The following is a 17873-nucleotide window of genomic DNA, read 5'->3' as shown; positions in this document are numbered from 1 at the left end:
TAGAGAGCAGCAGGTCGTAGCTGGGGGCGGTATCGAGCCCGGAGGTGACCGTCCACGTAAACGGCGCGACGTTATCGGGCAGCTCGCCCATCGGGTCGGTGGGCGCTCCATCGGTGCGGTCGAAGGTGAGGCCGCCATCGATGGCAGGGTTCTCACGCAGCAGCACGAGCCCTTCGAATCCAGTCGGATCGACGTATCCAACCAGCCCCGTCGCATCAGCGATATCATTGTCGGTGGTTGCGATGTCGCTGAACGTAAAAGCGCCCAGATCAGGCTTAGCGCCGAAAAAGCGGTCGTTGCCGGCAAGGTCGGTGGCAAGGCCTTCAGCGACGCCCCCGGATTCGAACGGAGCGAACGTGCCGCGAGCAATCGCGGGGGAGCCGGCGGTGAGGCGCACATCGCCCGCTGCAGCATCGGCGAAGAACGGGTCGGCGTCGAGGTTGGTGCTTTGCTCAAAATCGACTGCTGTGCCGTCTGGATCCAAAAAGAGGACTGTGCTGCCCCCTTCTGTCGTAATGCCGCTGTCCTCGGCCTCTTGCACCAGGGCGTTCTGAAGACGAAGAGTGGTTTCGCCTTGGATCCCGATCTGGTTGGTGCTGCCATCCTGCCCGGCGTTCCCCCAGAGGATGCTGTTGGTTAGTGTAAGCTCTGTTTCGCCAGGGTCTTCAGCAACGCTCACAATTGCACTGCCCGTATTGGGCACGATATTGCCCGCAAAGGTCGTGTTCACGAGAGTCGGCGCGCTACGCCCTCCCTCGGTGAGAATGAGAAGTCCACCGGCCCCTAAAAACCCACCGGCGTTGGCAGCGAAAACGGTATTGATAATCTGCGGACTCGTGGCTCCAACGATCGCCATGCCTCCACCTGCCAGTTCGCTGCTGTTGCCTGTAACGACGAGGTTCGTTAGATGAGCCTGCGGGTCGTTCTCAGAGCTTTCGGATACGATGCCAATTCCACCACCGAAGCGGCTACCTCCGTTGTTGCCTATGATCAGGAGATTTGAGAGTCGGGGACTGCACGGGTTGTCCTGGCCATTACAGAACAGCCCGGCGCCCATCTGACTGGTGCCTCCACCGCCCGTTCCCGAAAGGTTGCCGCCTGTAATTACGATGCCGTCAACCACGGTCGCTGGCGTGATGCCATCCGGATTGGCACTCCCGTCGAGCGTAAGCACGTGGAGGCTGTTGGTATCGGAGGCGTCTGTTGCCTGCTCTACGATGCCATCGCTGTTTGTGGTGCTGTTCCCGCCGATGTCGCCCGAGAGGATGGTCCGGTTTTCTGTTAGACTGCGCGAGCCCAGCGCAGCAATCACTTCATCAACATCCTGGAATGATTCGTTGCTGTTCCACCCGCCGTAAATTTGCACGCCTTCATTCGTCTCGTCGATACGGAACGTAGCCGCGCGCTCGGCCTCGCTTATGTCCGACGGGTCTGCCGGACGGGTCGGCGTGTAGATGCCTTCGGCCACAACAATGGCATCCCCAGTGCGGGCCAGCTGTAGGGCCTGTTGCAAGTCAGTGAACGCATCGCCAAAGGACGATCCGTCTTCATCGCCGTCGGCATCAGCATGCACGTAAAACACGGGTCCGCTATGTAAAGGGGATTCGTAGGCCCCAATGTTCACGGTGCCGTCTTGAATTCGTTGGTCGCCCAGTATATCGGTCGTTACAGATTCGGCGACCCCTCCGCTGCTATACGGCGCATCGATACCGGCGTTGTAGAGGGGAGCATTCGCGGTAAAGCGGAGCCCGTCGGCGGGGGTGCCCAGCCGCCCATCAGCGCCAGCGGGATTGTCGATGTTAACGAATTGCGGATCGTCATCGAGCACGGTATCGCACGTCGTATCGCCCCCCGGACATCCATCTTCGGCCAGCACATGCTGAAACGCAGGAACGCCAGCACTCGGATCGTCGAGTTCGTCACCAAATGGGTCCGCAGTGTTATTCCAGAAGACAGTATTGACATATTCGGGCGCCATGGTCGTGCCCGTGTTAACGCCATCGTGGTAGACGGCTCCGCCATCAGTTGTCGCCTCGTTATTGACAATGTGTGTATTGATGACCTGCGAGGTAAGGGTGCCGCCTGCTATAGCACGCTTGTAAAGTGCCCCACCCCGGTCGGCTTCGTTCGAGACAAACAGTGCATTTACCCATACAGGGGCCGTAGTACCCCCCGTACTGGCGCTCGCATAGAGCCCGCCCCCTTCATCGGCCTCGTTTTTAGTCACAATCACATTGGAGATAAACGGGGCCGCCGTGCCAAGAAAGCTGTCGATATACACCCCTCCACCACTAATCGCGGCATTTTGGGTGATGCGCAGGTTGCGAAGCGTTGGACGTGCATCATTGGCTATACTCGCCAAGTGTAATCCGCCCCCGGCATCCGACGGATCCCCGGTTTCAGGCTGATCGTCGTTGGCATTGCCATCACGAATGGTGACCCCATCGATCACGGTGTTTGCGGTGATGGGGGTGTTTGTGGCCCGCATCACCACGACGTTATAGCTGTTCTCTGCGTTGGTGCTGGCGTCATCATCAATGTTGCCCGAGAGGATGGTTTCATTGGCGGACAGGTTGCGACCGTCCAGCGCGTCTTCGACCTCCGATACGTCGCTGAACGTTTCGCCTCCGCTCCAGCCGCCATATATCTTCAGACCGTCCTGTGCGCCGCTGATCTCAAAGCGCGCGTCGCGGTCGGAGGCATCGCTCGTTGGCACGTAGCGCCCGGTGGCAATCACAATCACATCGCTTCCCGTGGCGCGGTTGAGCGCATCCTGTAGATCCGTAAACGCGTCGTCGAACGACGAGCCGTCGTTTTCGCCGGCTGTGGCGCTTGCATTCACATAGTAGATCGGGCCGGAGTACGAGGCTTTGCGCTCATAGGCACCAAGACTGACCGTACCGTTCTGAATGCGCGCCTCGCCCAACAGGTCAGTATCGACGCTTGAAGGCACGGCACTATTATCCCCCGAATCCAGAGCCGGTGAACCGCTCTGCAGGCGCAGGCCGTCGTCCTCGGTGCCGAATGCCCCATCTTCTCCCGTGGGAGTATCTGCGTCGACAAAGCCAGGATCAACACCAAGGTTATCGCCGCCGTCAATGTTGTTGCTGTTTCCCCCAACGCCGGGACCATTGACACCGCCTTCGATAAGCGTGTGGCGGAGCGTTGGGGTAGCACCGAAGTTGTAGATTTCATCACCGCTACCGGCAGTGTTATTCCACAAGATCGCGTTGGTTATTACGGGGGCAGACTCATCACCGTATATCGCCCCCCCGTTCGTGTTTGCGCTGTTGCGGGTAAATGTCGCATTTATGATCTGGGGCTGACTTGTACCGCCAAGGGACGCCGTGTTGTACATCCCTCCCCCATTGGCACCTGCCGTGTTACCGGTAAAGATCGCGTTTATAACCCGGGGGCTGCTTGTGCCGCGCACCCCAATGTTGTAGAGTCCCCCTCCGAAGCGTCCGGCAGTGTTGCCAGCAAAGACAATATTTGTGAATTGCGGACTGCATTCGTTGTCGTTGCCGTTACCGTTACAGTATGCCCCGCCGCCGGCCCCACTAGAACGTGGGCTGGATATGCGGGTGTCATTGGCTTGTCCACCTGTAATAACAAAACCGTCGAGCACGGTACCGGCTGTGATCGTGCCGCCCGTCGTACCGTCCAGGTATACCACCGTGTAGCTGTTTTCGCCCCGGATGTCACTTGCATCTCCGGTAATGCCGCTCGTGGTAATGTCGTCGCCATCAATGTCCCCAGAGAGCACGGTTGGGTTCTGGCCCAGGTCGCGACCGGCCAGATTGTTTTCCACATCGTCGATATCTGAAAACGATTCATTTCCACTCCATCCGCCATAGATCTTCAAGCCGTCCTGTGCACCGGTGATCTCAAAGCGCGCGTCGCGGTCGGAGGCGTCATCGGTCGGCAGATAGCGCCCGGCGGCAATGACGATGACATCATCACCGGTGGCATTGCTTAGCGCGCCTTGTAAAGAGAGCGCATCGCCATCGGCAAACGAAGAGCCGTCGTTGCTCGCGTCGCCGGTCTCGGTGACGTGGTAGACCGTCTGCGCGTGGGCGGCCTTTGGAGTGACATGCATGCCTACTAAAAAGACGAGCAGACTCAACATCCCTATGCAGTTCAGCCAGCTGGATGCACGGACGTGCGCACCGCTGCTCGATGTGAACACGACCCGTCGAGCAGAGAAGCCCCCTACGGAGAAACGACAGCATGGATTATTTTGTAACGTAGAGGCCATGGGAAACGGGGATGCAGGGTACAGAGATCGATGTGATAGCAACGTGCTCCGGAAGAAGAGCACAAGTTTGCCATTCACGCATCCCCATAGTAGCCATTTATTTCTTTAGACGCTTTGGTATATGTGTCAAATGGTTTGCTATGTGTCTCAAATTAGCTCAAAATGATGAACATTAAGTGGGCGAGAGGAGGCCTGGGTAATATCTATATATTTGGTGTATAGTATCAACATGCTGGCTGAAACGGGTTCTTAGGCCTCCGCCGGTTCTTCGTCCCGGTAGAAGTCCACGACCTTCTCTGCTTTGGCGGGGCCGACCACATCGGCAAGGGCCTCCGCATCCGCCTGTTTGACCTGCTTCAGCGACCCAAATTCGCGGAGCAGCGTCTGGGCGGTCTTTTCGCCGATGCCGTGGATATCCAGAAGTTCAGAGCGCAGCATTTTCTTTTTACGCCGCTTACGCTGGTACGTGACCGCAAAGCGGTGGGCTTCGTTGCGCAGGTTCTGCAATAGCTTCAGCGACGGGTGGTCTTTGCCCAGGTAGAGCGGGTCGGGGTCGCCGGGTTGAAAGATTTCTTCGAGCCGTTTGGCAATGCCGATAACCGGAAACATGCCGTAGACATCCAGCTCCTTGAGTACGTTCACGGTGCTCGAGAGCTGTCCCTTGCCGCCATCCACCACGAGCAGATCGGGCCAGGGGCCGCCCTCCTTGACCATGCGTTTGTAGCGGCGGCGCACGACCTCGCGCATCGACTTGAAGTCGTCGGGCGTGCCGTCTTCCACAGAGCGGATCTTGTACGTACGGTATTCGCTCTTGCGCGGCGTGCCGTTCAGGAAGACGACGCACGAGGCCACGGTTTCGGTGCCGCCCAGGTGCGAAATGTCGATCCCGTCGATGCGCTTCGGCAGGTCGTCCATCTGAAGCGCCTCGCCCAGCTGTTTTACAGCTTCGGGGATGCGGTCGCGCTCGCGCTTCATACGCTGCAGCTTGTACTCGTTCACGAGCAGCTTGGCATTGGAGCACGCCATGCGCACGAGGCTGGCCTTCTCGCCGCGCTGCGGCACGCGAATGGGCACCTGGCGTCCTTTTTTCTGGCGCAGGAGCTCCTCCAGCGGCACGGTGTCCTGAGTGGGGTGCTCGTTGGGGTCAACGGCCAGAAGCACCTCGTTCGGGTAGAAATGGGCAGATGCGTAGTAGTCCTCGATCAGCGAAAGCATCAGCTCCTCATCCGTGCGCCCCTCAATCTGATGCAGATACGTGTGCCGCCGACCAATCATCTTGCCCTCGCGCACGCGAAAGAGCGTCCCACAGCCCACGCCCTCGTCGCGATCGACATGGAGCCCGAAGATGTCGCGGTCCTCGAAGTCTTGACTGACGATCTTCTGCCGCTCGGAGTAGGTCTCCAGCGCCTGAATCTGGTCGCGCAGGCGGGCGGCCTCCTCGAAGTCGAGGTTTGCCGAGGCCGTTTCCATCTGTTCCTTGAGATGCGAGGTGAGCGCCTTCGTATGTCCGTTCAGCAGCTGTTCCACCTGGTCGATCGTCTCTTGGTAATCCTCCTCCGATTGCTCGCCCACGCAGGGCCCTTTGCAGTTGTCGATGTGGTACTGCAGGCAGACCTCGTGCTTGCCTGCTTCGATCTTTTCTTTGGAGAGGTCGAGCTTGCAGGTGCGCAGCTGAAAGACCGACCGGATGGCGTCCATCATCTGATTGAGCTGCTTCACGTCGGTGTACGGACCGAAGTACTTCGATCCGTCGTTGCGCACCGAGCGCGTTTTGAAGACACGCGGGAAGCGCTCGTTCTTGATGCAGATGTACGGATAGGTCTTGTCATCGCGCAGGTTGACGTTGTAGCGCGGCTGTAGCTCCTTGATGAGGTTGTTTTCGAGGATGAGCGCCTCCACCTCGGTATCGGTTACGATCACTTCCACATCGGCGATCTTCTTCACCATCACCTCAATGCGCCCCGAGCGCTTGCGCCCCTGTTGAAAGTACGAGCGCACGCGGGTCCGAAGGTTTTTGGCCTTGCCCACGTACAGCACAGATCCTTTGTCGTCGAGGTGCTTGTACACGCCAGGCTCGCGGGGCAGGTGGTCAAGCTTTTTCTGGAGGACGTCGGTCATGGAGTCGAGGATGGTTCAACAAACGGTACATCTCCAAAACGAGTAGTTGGACGGGGTTGATTCCGCTGGACTGTAGACGTTCTGCAACCGATATGATGCGGGCAACATCCGGGGTTCACGATTCGTACATAAATTGCACAGTGCTCCTCCCGATATGCAGACCACATTGGCTATGAAGAAAGAGCTGACCGTACAGGTAGATGAAGAAGTGATCGACCAGGCTGCAGCACATGCAGAAGCGCGTGGACTGTCGCTCAATGACCTGGTGACCCGCTACCTTGCTTCGCTGGCATCCACACCCGCGCATGACGAGCCTGATGACGAACTGCCGCCCATCACACGGCGTCTTGCTGGATCTCTGAAAGGCAAAGGAGACAAGCGCTTTACAGGAGATCCCGACGCAGAAGGGCGCGTGGATGCTGATTTACGTGACGAATATCGCCGTTATCTTGAGCGTAAGCACCGCTAAAATGATAATACTTTTCGATACCAATGTGGTACTCGATGTGCTTCTCGCTCGTGATCCCTATGTGATAGAGGCAATGGCACTATTTGAGCATCTCGAACAAGGTCACCTAACAGGGTTCATAACCAGCACAACGATTACCACGGTGTATTACGTAGGGCGCAAGTCCGTGGGAGAGCAAACCATCCGTCGACGGATTCAGGACTTGCTTGATCTCTTTTCAGCGATACCTGTACCGGAGCCTGTGCTTCGGTCGGCGTTGGATCTTGCGTTTACCGACTTCGAAGACGCCGTGCTTCACGAGGCTGCGCGACAGGCAGATGCAGAGGGCATTGTGACGCGGAATGCACGCGACTTCACCGCCGCAACGCTCTCAGTTTATGATTCCGGGGAGCTGTTGCAGGTGATGCACGGCTAAGGACCGTCCAAGTTAGACCTTGTTTTCTATTCTAATCAGCAAAGTACTCTTCCCATGTTGTCGTGCTGCGGCTTATCCGCCCAGATTGCGTGTCTTCAAACTCAATCTGGATTCCCTGCGAGGTCGCGACAAGTTTGATACGCAAGTCAGGGGTTCCAATTGGCTCAGCCAAGTCTTCAACCTCAATAGCGTTGACAAAATCACGTGCTGACAGTTGATATTGTTCAGCATAAATGGTAATCAGAGATTCATAGCTAAGCAGTGTGACCAAGCTCACAAAGTTGTCACGGCTTATGACACCCTCAGATGGAGCTTCCGCCTGAACTTCTACTTGAAGAGCTTCTGTTTCAAAGTCTTGACCGCGCAGCCGAAATAACGCGAAGTCTTCCATCGTCATCTTGTTATCCTGATAGGAAACAAGATCTTCTAAAAGCTCCTCTTGTGTATCTTGTGCACAGACAGCGTCAGCACCCAACAGGGACAAAGCGAGAACAAAAAGTAACGTTAGGATACGCATTTTAATTCTGTTATATAGTTAGTTTACGGCGCGTCAACGAACAGCGGGGCATCGGGGCCAAGCGGGATTCCGAAAAAGATCCAGACGGCGAGCACAATGGTGCCGATAAGACCAAACGCGATAGAATACGGCAGCATGACAGCGATGATGCTTCCAATGCCTGCATTCTTGTCGTAGCGCTGCGCGAAGACAATGATCAGCGGGAAGTACGGCAGCAGTGGTGTCAGAATGTTGGTAAAGGAGTCGCCGATACGATACGCGGCCTGTGTGAGCTCGGGCGAGTAGCCCATCAGCATCAGCATAGGCACGAAAGTCGGACCCATGATAGCCCACTTGGCAGAGGCGCTTCCGACAAACAGGTTGATAAACGCAGATACAAAGATAAATGCAATGATCAGAGGAATTCCACTCAGACCCACCGAGGTCTCGAGCAGCTCCAGAAACTCGGCGCCTTTGATTGCGACAACCATATCGAGGTTTGACCAGCTGAACATCGCCACGAAGTGCGCTGCTGCAAACGCGAGTACGATATAGACCCCGAGGTCAGACATCGTCTCCGACATCATATCAGTGACATCCTTGTCTCGCTTGATTTTCTCAGTGACGAGTCCATAGACGAGTCCGGGTAAGAAGAAGATCACGACCATAAGTCCGACGATGGCGTTGAACGCGGGCTCAAACCCACCGTCAGGGCCACGCAGCGCTCCGCCTTCTGGAATAATAAGGAGCGCTGCGCCGGCGATTGCAGCGAAGAAAGCGACCGAGCCCCACAGGAGGCCTTTCTGTTCGACCTCTGTGAGGTTGTCTGAGGTGCTTTCGTCTTCTTCAAAGTCCTCGGGCGGCTCGTAGTCTCCGAGATAAGGCTCTACCACGTAGTCGGTGATGAGCCACCCGACGATCACGAACGCAGGCACGAGCGCGACAATGAGGTAGTAGTTGGCCAGCGCGGTAACGGCGTACTCGGGTTCAATGACATGGGCGGCCGGTTCGGTGAACGAGGCCAGCAGCACGTCGAGGGCGGAAGGAAGCAAGTTCGCACTAAATCCGGCTGATACCCCTGCAAAAGCGGCGGCGAGTCCGGCAAGAGGGTGGCGCCCGGCACCATAAAAAAGGAGGGCACCGAGGGGAATGACAACAACGTATCCGGCATCAACAGCCATATTCGACATGATACCTGTGAACACGATGGTCATCGTGAGCAGAGCATTGGGCACGGCGCGCATGAACGACCCAAGGGCAGCGCCGATGAACCCGGATTTATCAGCTACGCCAATGCCAAGCATCACGACCAGCACCAGACCCAGCGGGGGGAAGTCGGCGAAGGTATCCGCCATGTCGGTAAAGAGGCGCTGGATGTTGTCGCCTGAGAAGAGGCTTTCGACCGTGATGATCTCACCAGTACGGGGGTGCTCTACGCTTACGCCCAGGGCGCTTACGATAAGCGACACCAGCATGGTGATACCAATAAAGATAAAGAAGAGCGTAACAGGCTCTGGGAGCGCATTACCGGTACGCTCAACCATATTTAGAAAACGCTCTGAAAGCCCGGAAGGCTGATCGGCGTCGGTCTCAGGGGATGCTTCGGTAGGAGGAGTGCGATCGGCCATGCGATGAGAGCGACTCGTGTGAGAAAATCATACAGGTTGTACAAGAGGCTGCATTCCTAAGTACGCACAAGTACAGGAAAGACAGGCACCCTAACGTACAAACCCGACAGGATAATTACACACCGTATTGAAATGAGATAGGATGTGGAAGAGAATACAGAAGATCATGCAATAGGAAAGCGCTGCCGCGAGAGGCGGCAACGCTTCATAGAAACAGACAGGACGTGCAGCCAGGGCTGCTGTACAGCGTTCAGGCAGCCTTGAACGATGCGCTAAAAAAGTGCGCGAATCTCTTCAAACTTGTCGCGTTCGAACGAAAGGCTGTACTTTTCCGGCTCGTTCTCGTCGCCAACGGCGGTGAGCGGCTCGATATCAGATTTCTGAACCGTTTCGATGAACTCCTTAGGCTCGCACCCAAGCTCAGCTGCAAAGTCAGCAGCTGTAGCGGCGTAAATTCCTCCGTAGGTTTTGATATCGCCCGATGAGAAGTTATCTTCTCCTTTTGGTTTAAAGCTTACGCCCCGCATAGGATAACATGGCTGTGATGATCATGTAGTTACAGCATATAGCACTGAAAAACCTCTTGAGAGTTTCTACTACATCTGCAACGTTGCAGGTCGCGAACGATTGATGGAGTGCGTACCTTTATGCTTCTGTAGTGCTCGGGTATACCGAAGACACGCCGAAAACGGAGCGCACCGGACAGATGCACGACGGTACCTGTACACCAAAATTAGGGGCCACGTGGCTGCCAAACCGGTGGTTGACGAACCGGGTGCCGATGCCTACCTTTCACTGTGGTACACATTACGGGAAGCCAAATAGATGGGATCTTCAAAAGAACCAACCTCCGACATGGTTACCAGCATTGCCGCCCAGCTCATGATCTTGTATGACCAGGCTATGAGTGATAAAAACCCCGAAGCAGCGCGGGCGTATGCGCTTGCGCTCAATCTGCTGCGGCGTGAGACGAAGGGGGTGAAAATCTCTTTTGACGGTCCACCCCCTACGTTGCGACGCATCCCGACCGTTCATTTCCCCGAAGACCTTGCCGACCGTCTACCACCGAAGTACCGCCCGGAAACAACTGAGTAATACCGGCTACCGGGTCTTCAGGTCTATGTGGCGATCAAAGAGAAGGCGTCTGAACGGGTAATCCGTCCAGGTAGTTACCTGCACTCAGCTCGGGCATCCGTAACAGGTGCCCGAGGGTACGTTTCAGTACCTGGCTCCGGTCTGGTTACTGGTTGGATACACGCTTCGTGCGTTCGTCGGATGCAGACGCTTCCGGGTTCCCTGCCGGGCTCGCTTCCGGGCTGGATGTTTCTGGAACCGGAGTACCAAACATGCGCAGGGCGGTCGAGAGCAGGATCGCGCCCAGGATGAGCGAAGCCCACCACGGGAAGCCAAATCCAGCAGGGATGGTGCCCAGGGCAAGCGCAATAAAGCCGACGCTCAGTGCATAGGGCAGTTGCGTGCGTACGTGGTCGATATGATCGCATCCCGATGCCATTGACGACAGAATCGTAGTGTCAGAGATCGGGGAGCAGTGGTCGCCCCATACCGATCCGGCCAGCACGCACGACACTGCCGAGTACATGATGTGATAGTTGGTCGGATCCGCCATGTTGTTCGCTTGCAGCACGGCCCACACAAGAGGGATGACGAGGGGCATCAGAATGCCCATGGTACCCCAGCTTGACCCTGTCGCGAAAGCGGTAGCAGCAGCAAGCACGAAGATAATAGCCGGTACGATACCGGGATGCAGCGTTGTGCCGAGAATAGAGACCAGGTAATCGGCTGTGTGGAGCACCTCTGTAATGTCGGAGAGCGCCCAGGCCAGCACAAGAATGATCATCGCGAACAGCATGGACTTGAGTCCGCTGTACCAGGCATCGACGGTTTCTTCGAGCGAGAGCAGCTGCTGGCCGATTGAAAGCGCCGCGGCAGCGATCACGCCGAGCAGCGATCCCCACAGTAGAGCTGTGTATGAGTCGGCTGCACCGATAATCTCGCGGATTGAAGCCTCGCTTCCTGCAGCGTCAACGCCTGTCCAGTATAGCCCGGCAAGCACGCTCCCTACCAGTACGACAATAGGGATTACAGCATTCAATGCACGAAGCGGAATGCCCTCTTTGGGCGCCATCTCATCGTTGTCTTCCGCAGCGGCCTCGTCCAATTTAGCGTTGGGACTTGCCACCTGGCCGGTGGTGCGCGCTCGGATCTCGGCGCGGGCCATCGGGCCAAAGTCGCGGTTCGAGTTGGCCACAACAAAGACAAAGTAGAGCGCCAGCCACGGGTAGAAGCTGTAAGCGAGCGAGCTCAGAAAGATCGAATAGGCCCCTTCGTTGAAACCGTCAATGGCCTCCACGGCCGTTCCAACGAGTCCGACCTGGTAGCCAATCCAGGTTGTTACAAGGGCGACACAAGCAATAGGAGCAGCGGTAGAGTCGACGATGTAGGCGAGCTTCTCGCGAGACACCTTAAGCCGGTCGGTTACCGGGCGCATGGTGTTGCCTACGACAAGCGTGTTGGCGTAGTCGTCGAAGAACATCCCCACGCCGAGCGTACCGGTAGCCAGTTGGGCACGGCGGGGCGTATTGGCCCAGGTCACGAGCCGCTCCACGATGCCATAGGTGCCTCCGTTCTTGGAGATAATGCCCACCATCCCGCCTATCATGAGCGAGAAGAGGATGATCGCGACGTGCGATTCGTTGGCGAGCGCGCCCAGCACATAGATCTCAAGCGTTTCGAGAAGTCCAACAAATAAGCCGGAGATTGAAAATCCGGCAGCCATCCAGGCGCCCACCCAGATGCCAAGAAAGAGGGCCGGCACCACGCGTTTGAAGGCAAGCGCCATACCGATGGCCAGCAGCGGGGGAAGAATGGAGAGCCAGGCCGGGATTGCTCGTGTGCGGGCCTGGTCGAGCGTCTGCCCCCCTTGTACGAGCTGCACATCAAGCCCCCCTGTGTCGCGCACGATCAGTCCCTCGGCGACCCACCCGCCATCGTCCGGTTCAAGCGTGGCTGAGGCCGAACCGACCTGCACCTGCGCGCCCGGCGTGAGCGATTCGTCGGGGTCGTCGACGCGGATGTCGAAGGCGATGCCGTTTAGCACGACGCGGGGTGCTTCGACCGACTGGGCATGAGCGGGCGGAGCGTTCACAAGCAGAGCACTGAGGCAGCAGGCTGCAAGAACAGCGAGCAGCAGGCGGCTCGAAGGCAAAGAGGCAGGAAGCATAAAGTAGCGTGCAGAGACGGGGCAGCAGAGAAACTACGCAGTGGTACCAAAGATGCGGTCGCCCGCATCGCCCAGACCGGGGCGGATGAAGGCATTCTCGTCGAGCTCACGGTCGAGGGTTGCTGCAACGATGCGAACATCCGGGTGCGCCTCGTAGAGTGCACGTACGCCTTCAGGAGCGGCCACGAGGCACGCGAAGGTAAAGCGCTCGGCTCCCTTCTGCTTGAGGTGGGTAATCGCTTGCGTGGCGCTTCCACCCGTAGCCAGCATCGGATCGACAACGAACACCTGAGCGCGGTCGACGCTATCGGGAATGTTCGCGTAGTAGTCGACCGGCTGGTGGGTGTCTTCGTCGCGATGCATGCCCAGATGCCCGACGCGCGCCTCTGGCACAAAGCGTACGAATCCATCTACCATGCCGAGGCCGGCTCGCATAATCGGTACAACGATTACTTCCTCGGCAATGGCATAGCCTGTGGTCGACTCCAGCGGAGTCTCGATGGTGACCTCAGCCAGGTCGATCGGACGAAGCGCCTCGTATGCGAGTACGGCGGCCGCATCCGATACGGTCTTGCGGAATAGACCGTGTGCGGTGGTGCGGTCGCGCAGCAGCGTCAGGTCGCGCTTGAGCAGCGGATGGTCAACAACGGTGAGCGTGTCAATATGAGAGACATCCATACCAGTACGTGCGTGTGGAATGTGAAGGGCGAATAGGCCAGGTGCGGCTTAATCGTCATCAGACGCACTGATCTCGGTAGCACCGCCGTTTTCCCAGGGCCGTCGCTCGAAGTAGCTGTCGGTTAGCTCGGTCAGCTTGCCTGAAAGCGCGATCAGTGCGATCAGGTTGGGCACCACCACAAGGCCAAGTGCAATATCGCCGATGGTCCATATCGTGGTGAGTGCGGTAATGGCTCCGGTGAAGTTCATGATCACGAAGATGACCTTGTAGGGTAGCACGGCGCTATCACCAAAGAGGTAGTGCGCACAGCGGTCGCCGTAATAGCTCCACGATATGGAGGTGGAGATGGCAAACAGGATGACGCTAAGAATCACAATGTAGCCCCCCCAGTCGCCGAGGGGAGAGAGACCCCGCTGAAAGGCGAGTTGGGTAAGCGGAGCGCCGTTGCGCACGCCGCCGCCGTAGAGGGATTCATAGGTGGTGCCATCCTGTGCGATCGCGATGTTGTCGGACGGGTGGATGGTTCCCGTGAACGGCTCCGAGAGGTCGGCGTCTTCCGCGCAAGGGCCCGTGCACTCAATAAAGAGGCGACTAACGACTGCTTCGTTCCAGGCGAGTGCGGGTTCGCCTTCAGGTACGCGCTGCACGCCGTCTTCGACGCGTATGCGCTCAGGGGCTTCCTCAGTAAAGAGCCCCCCTTCGTCCTGCACGCGATACGATATGTTGCCCGAGTCCAGGTCGAACTGCGTCGGCACCGGATCCCCCCATACACCGGTTACCAGAATGACCATGGCCGTTAGCGTACAGATGATAATGGTATCGATAAACGGCTCCAGCAGAGCCACGACGCCTTCCGACGACGGCTCGTTGGTCTTTGCTGCCGAGTGCGCAATGGGGGCCGATCCCTGTCCGGCCTCGTTAGAGAAGAGGCCGCGTCGCACACCGTACATAAGGGTAAGCAAGAAAACCCCTGTTCCTGTACCTGCAACTCCGGCCGACGGATTGAAGGCTTCCGTGAATACGCTGGCGAAGGTAGGCAGAAGTTGGTCGTAGTTAAGCGCCAGAATGACAACAGCGCCCAATACGTAGATGCCAGCCATCACGGGGGCCACAATGCCCGTAACTTTGCCAATGCGGGTAATGCCTCCCAGAATGACGAGAGCAATGACGGAAGCCACCACGAGCCCCGTAATCCAGGGCTCAATGCCAAAGTCGGCACGCATCGTATCGGCAACGGTGTTCGACTGCACCGCGTTGCCGGTCAAGAACGACGTGGCGATGAGCATAATTGCAAAAAAGACCGCTGCGGGCTTCCAGGCGCTACCCAGTCCGCGTTCGATATAGTACATCGGACCTCCAGACACGGAGCCCATCCATGATTTGAGGCCTTCGGTCTCATCGCGAACGTCGCGGTAGAACTGAGCCAGCGTCACTTCGCTGTACTTCGTAGCCATCCCTACAAATGCGGTAACCCACATCCAGAACAGGGCACCTGGGCCGCCAAAATGGATAGCGAGAGCGACCCCTGCGATGTTACCAATTCCGACCGTGGCAGACAGGGCGGTGGTCAATGCCTGAAAGTGCGGCACGTCGCCCGGGTCGTCGGGGTTGTCGTATTTGCCGGTGGTGACCCAGAACCCGTGTGCGAGCTTTCGAAACTGGATAAAGCCCAGTTGAAACGTGAGGTAGAACCCGGTACCCAGAAGAAGAATGACAACCCAGGGAATCATCTGGCCGTCGCCCACAGGGACGCCGTACGACCAGACCAGGTCGTTTAAGAACTCAACGGTGCGCTGAAACCACATAAAGCAGACAAAGACAAATGGAGAAAACCACACAAAATCAGGGGGCCCGGGCGGCTACAGCAGGGGGCGTGCCTGTAGGAGCAGTATGCCTGCTAAGATACGTGGCGCACGGTGCCTGGGTAGTAAAGTACGACGACATAGACGGCTATGTCCATGTACACCGCTCGGATAAAAAGAGCAAATAGAGCGCCTTCGCCACGCATCGCAACCGATATGGCGCTGCAACCGATAGACAGGAGACGCCCGAGCGGGGTACGCTTCGGTGAGAGACGCACGGCGTGCGTACACCTGTTTCAGTTGGAAAGATTTCAGTTGGAAAGAGCACGGGTAGGGACACGGTGGGCGTTTGAAGAACGCAGTCAGATTGCCGGATGCATTATAACGGGCAGCAGGCTATCTCGCAAGTCTGAATTGTACAGAAAGCGGTTCCAGAAGTGTTATCGGAGCCGAGCGGCCGACGAATCAGGTAAAATAGAAGACAGGGCGCACGCGCACATCGGCTATGACATTAGCTACGTGTACGGCTATACACTTCGACTTCCCTACTTTGGATTTCCTACTCCGACTTTTCCTATTCGGCGCAGCAGGACCAGCATAGATAGGACCAGCGTAGTAAAGCGCTATCTGGGGTCTACATTGCTGCTCCGGCTATTCGATAACCCCGCGCTCAGCCAGCGACGTGTGGGTAGTACCGGCAATAATGATATGGTCGTGTACGGGAATCCCCATCAGCTTGCCGGCTTCAACCAGCTGACGGGTGATGCGGACGTCCTGCCGGCTCGGTTCGGGATTGCCTGAAGGGTGGTTGTGGAGACAGATGACCGAGGCCGCGTTGTCGAGAATAGCCTGCTCAAAAACAGCCCGTGGCTCCACAATGCTTACTGCGAGTCCGCCCTCGCTCACGGTATAATCGCTGATAATCGTATTTGCTGTGTTGAGGTGAACCACCTTGAAGATCTCTTTCTTCAGGTCGCGCATGAGGGGGCCGTAGACCGCAGCAACGTCATCGGGGCATCCGACCTGGACCTCGTTCCCCGCGCGCTGCGAGGCGGCGCGCCGTCCCGCCTCGAAGGCGGCCATGAGCCGTGCAGCCTTCGCCGGACCAACCCCGCTAACACGCACGAGCTCCTTGAGCGGACGCCGCGAGACGTCGAAGAGCGATCCGAAAGCTTGCAAGAGCGTCTGCCCCAGTTGCACGGCCGACACAGGTCCGTCGCTGGTGCGGGTACCCGAACCCAGCAATATCGCCAGAATCTCGGCATCCGAGAGTCCGGGCGGTCCGCCCTGAATCAGCTTTTCGCGCGGCCGGTCGGAAGGGTCCCATTTATGAATGGGCGTCTGGTAGGCAAGGATCGGCTCACCGGGCTGGTTGGTGCGCGATGTAGCGGGGGCTTGCGGGGCCGCCTGGCGAGACGTCGAAGGGGGGCGATTAAACGCAGAGTGAGGGGAATCGGCCATAGCCAGTAGCACAGAATGTGAAACGCAAACAGGACGTTTCGATGACACGCGAGATACGTGCACCGCAACGTCCTGTGCGATGAGAGGCAACAGCCCTCGGGGCTCCTGGGGGCTGCAGCCAGTAGCTACAGCCAGGGCTACAGCGATGTAGTGCGGGAGCTACTCGGGCACGAGTTCGGTGAGCAGGTGTGCGTTGCTCGGGCTGTTGCGCACGTGCCGAAGCAGCGCTTGCATGGCTTCGACCGGATGCCGCGAGTTGAGGGCGCGGAAAAGCTGGTTGTGCTTGCGCAGTCGCACGTCGCCCAGAAGACGCTCCTCGTTGCGGGTGCCGCTCTCGCGCACGTTGATCGCCGGATAGATCCGCTTCTCTGCCAGACGGCGGTCAAGCACGATCTCTGCGTTACCGGTGCCTTTAAACTCTTCAAAGATCACGTCATCCATGCGGCTGCCGGTTTCGACAAGGGCAGTCGCGATGATCGTAAGCGACCCCCCGCCTTCAATGTTACGGGCGGCCCCAAAGATCTGACGCGGCACCTTGAGCGCTTCAGCATCAAGTCCACCGCTCAGGGTGCGCCCGCTGCCGTCGACAAAGAGGTTGAAGGTACGCCCGAGGCGTGTAAGCGAGTCAAGGAGCATCACGACATCCTTGCCCTTCTCAACGAGCCGCTTCGAGTACTCCATCGCCAGCGTCGAAACGCGCACGTGGTTGTCTTCGCCGCGGTCGTTCGAGGAGGCAAAGACCTCCGCCTGCGTAGAGCGGCGGAAGTCGGTAACCTCCTCGGGGCGTTCATCAATGAGCAGCGCGATGAGGTCGACCTCCTTGTGGTTCTTCGTAATGCCGTCCGCGATCTGCTTCAGCAGCACCGTCTTTCCGGCACGCGGCGGTGCTACAATGAGCGCCCGTTGCCCTTTGCCAAGCGGGGCAACCAGGTCCATGATACGCATCGACGCATCTTCCGGGCCCGTTACCAGGTTAAGCTTTTCCTCGGGGTAGATGATAGCACCCTTATCGAAGTCGTCTTTCTGGGCCCACTCTTTCGGAGGCAAGCCCATGACGCTATCGATCCAGCCCACCTGCATGCCGCCCTTGCGTCCGGGCTTGAGCGACCCCTCAACGACAACGCCATCGCGAAGGTTAAACTTGCGGATGAGTGGGGGGGGCATAAACGGGTCGTCGTCATCTTTGGGAAGCGACGGGTGGATCTCGCGCATAAACCCGTATTTTTTCTTACCGATGAGTTCAAGGATGCGCTTAAACTTTTTATCGGACATAAGTTAGGGGTTGTGAAGTTCGGTGAAGACTGCA

13 protein-coding genes are annotated in these 17873 nt (G+C 57.7%); 3 read left to right on the top strand and 10 right to left on the bottom strand.

The window, feature by feature from the left end; all coding sequences use genetic code 11:
- Both PPP56_RS07150 and uvrC read right to left on the bottom strand, forming a co-directional pair.
- On the bottom strand, positions 1–4099 hold a 4099-nt coding region (locus PPP56_RS07150), incomplete at its 3' end, for a beta strand repeat-containing protein (protein ID WP_353563350.1).
- Between the two features lie 408 nt (positions 4100–4507).
- Positions 4508–6376 (bottom strand): excinuclease ABC subunit UvrC, encoded by a 1869-nt coding sequence (uvrC, locus tag PPP56_RS07145; RefSeq protein WP_353563349.1) that lies wholly within the window; start codon positions 6374–6376, stop codon positions 4508–4510.
- Between the two features lie 154 nt (positions 6377–6530).
- Here uvrC and PPP56_RS07140 point away from each other — a divergent pair, with 154 nt between their 5' ends.
- Together PPP56_RS07140 and PPP56_RS07135 are read left to right on the top strand one after the other, a co-directional pair.
- Entirely contained in the window at positions 6531–6845 is a 315-nt protein-coding gene (locus PPP56_RS07140) for a DUF6364 family protein (RefSeq protein ID WP_353563348.1), read from the top strand.
- A complete protein-coding gene (locus tag PPP56_RS07135; RefSeq protein WP_353563347.1) occupies positions 6793–7260 on the top strand; it encodes a PIN domain-containing protein in 468 nt (155 codons plus the stop codon). The genes PPP56_RS07140 and PPP56_RS07135 overlap by 53 nt, the downstream gene beginning before the upstream one ends.
- Before the next feature lie 31 nt (positions 7261–7291).
- Here the strand turns inward: PPP56_RS07135 and PPP56_RS07130 are convergent, their stop codons facing one another.
- The 3 genes from PPP56_RS07130 to PPP56_RS07120 form a co-directional block, all read right to left on the bottom strand.
- The gene (locus PPP56_RS07130; protein ID WP_353563346.1) at positions 7292–7777 is read right to left on the bottom strand and encodes a hypothetical protein; all 486 of its coding nucleotides are present in this window, start codon (positions 7775–7777) and stop codon (positions 7292–7294) included.
- A gap of 23 nt (positions 7778–7800) precedes the next feature.
- Positions 7801–9384 (bottom strand): AbgT family transporter, encoded by a 1584-nt coding sequence (locus PPP56_RS07125; protein WP_353563345.1) that lies wholly within the window; start codon positions 9382–9384, stop codon positions 7801–7803.
- Between the two features lie 272 nt (positions 9385–9656).
- Positions 9657–9911 carry a hypothetical protein gene (locus tag PPP56_RS07120; protein ID WP_353563344.1) on the bottom strand — a complete coding sequence of 85 codons (255 nt, stop codon included), beginning with the start codon at positions 9909–9911 and terminating at the stop codon, positions 9657–9659.
- 298 nt (positions 9912–10209) lie between these two features.
- On the opposite strand from PPP56_RS07120, the gene PPP56_RS07115 reads away from it, so the two are divergent.
- Positions 10210–10479 carry a hypothetical protein gene (locus PPP56_RS07115; protein ID WP_353563343.1) on the top strand — a complete coding sequence of 90 codons (270 nt, stop codon included), beginning with the start codon at positions 10210–10212 and terminating at the stop codon, positions 10477–10479.
- 145 nt (positions 10480–10624) lie between these two features.
- On the opposite strand, the gene PPP56_RS07110 is transcribed toward PPP56_RS07115, so the two are convergent.
- The 5 genes from PPP56_RS07110 to rho form a co-directional block, all read right to left on the bottom strand.
- Complete coding sequence (locus PPP56_RS07110) at positions 10625–12625, bottom strand: Na+/H+ antiporter NhaC family protein (protein ID WP_353563342.1); 2001 nt, start codon at positions 12623–12625, stop codon at positions 10625–10627.
- Between the two features lie 33 nt (positions 12626–12658).
- Positions 12659–13288 carry a uracil phosphoribosyltransferase gene (upp, locus tag PPP56_RS07105; RefSeq protein WP_353563353.1) on the bottom strand — a complete coding sequence of 210 codons (630 nt, stop codon included), beginning with the start codon at positions 13286–13288 and terminating at the stop codon, positions 12659–12661.
- A 63-nt stretch (positions 13289–13351) separates the two neighbouring features.
- Positions 13352–15034 carry an alanine/glycine:cation symporter family protein gene (locus PPP56_RS07100; RefSeq protein ID WP_502912561.1) on the bottom strand — a complete coding sequence of 561 codons (1683 nt, stop codon included), beginning with the start codon at positions 15032–15034 and terminating at the stop codon, positions 13352–13354.
- A 723-nt stretch (positions 15035–15757) separates the two neighbouring features.
- Positions 15758–16567, bottom strand: coding sequence for a RadC family protein (gene radC, locus PPP56_RS07095; RefSeq protein WP_353563340.1), 810 nt, complete (start codon positions 16565–16567; stop codon positions 15758–15760).
- Positions 16568–16726: 159 nt separating this feature from the next.
- The gene (gene rho, locus PPP56_RS07090) at positions 16727–17839 is read right to left on the bottom strand and encodes a transcription termination factor Rho (protein ID WP_353563339.1); all 1113 of its coding nucleotides are present in this window, start codon (positions 17837–17839) and stop codon (positions 16727–16729) included.
- Positions 17840–17873: the final 34 nt, after the last annotated feature.

This window comes from Longimonas sp. (genome assembly GCF_040409695.1).
In the GTDB taxonomy this organism is placed as follows: Bacteria; Bacteroidota; Rhodothermia; order Rhodothermales; family Salinibacteraceae; genus Longimonas.
This window is presented reverse-complemented; position numbering and strand designations above follow the sequence as displayed.

Bases quoted from the DNA above. Each gene is read 5' to 3' on its own strand.
- uvrC (WP_353563349.1), bottom strand. From the start codon at position 6,376: ATGACCGACGTCCTCCAGAAAAAGCTTGACCACCTGCCCCGCGAGCCT.
- PPP56_RS07140 (WP_353563348.1), top strand. From the start codon at position 6,531: ATGCAGACCACATTGGCTATGAAGAAAGAGCTGACCGTACAGGTAGAT.
- PPP56_RS07135 (WP_353563347.1), top strand. From the start codon at position 6,793: ATGCTGATTTACGTGACGAATATCGCCGTTATCTTGAGCGTAAGCACC.
- PPP56_RS07130 (WP_353563346.1), bottom strand. From the start codon at position 7,777: ATGCGTATCCTAACGTTACTTTTTGTTCTCGCTTTGTCCCTGTTGGGT.
- PPP56_RS07125 (WP_353563345.1), bottom strand. From the start codon at position 9,384: ATGGCCGATCGCACTCCTCCTACCGAAGCATCCCCTGAGACCGACGCC.
- PPP56_RS07120 (WP_353563344.1), bottom strand. From the start codon at position 9,911: ATGCGGGGCGTAAGCTTTAAACCAAAAGGAGAAGATAACTTCTCATCG.
- PPP56_RS07115 (WP_353563343.1), top strand. From the start codon at position 10,210: ATGGGATCTTCAAAAGAACCAACCTCCGACATGGTTACCAGCATTGCC.
- PPP56_RS07110 (WP_353563342.1), bottom strand. From the start codon at position 12,625: ATGCTTCCTGCCTCTTTGCCTTCGAGCCGCCTGCTGCTCGCTGTTCTT.
- PPP56_RS07100 (WP_502912561.1), bottom strand. From the start codon at position 15,034: ATGATTCCCTGGGTTGTCATTCTTCTTCTGGGTACCGGGTTCTACCTC.
- radC (WP_353563340.1), bottom strand. From the start codon at position 16,567: ATGGCCGATTCCCCTCACTCTGCGTTTAATCGCCCCCCTTCGACGTCT.
- rho (WP_353563339.1), bottom strand. From the start codon at position 17,839: ATGTCCGATAAAAAGTTTAAGCGCATCCTTGAACTCATCGGTAAGAAA.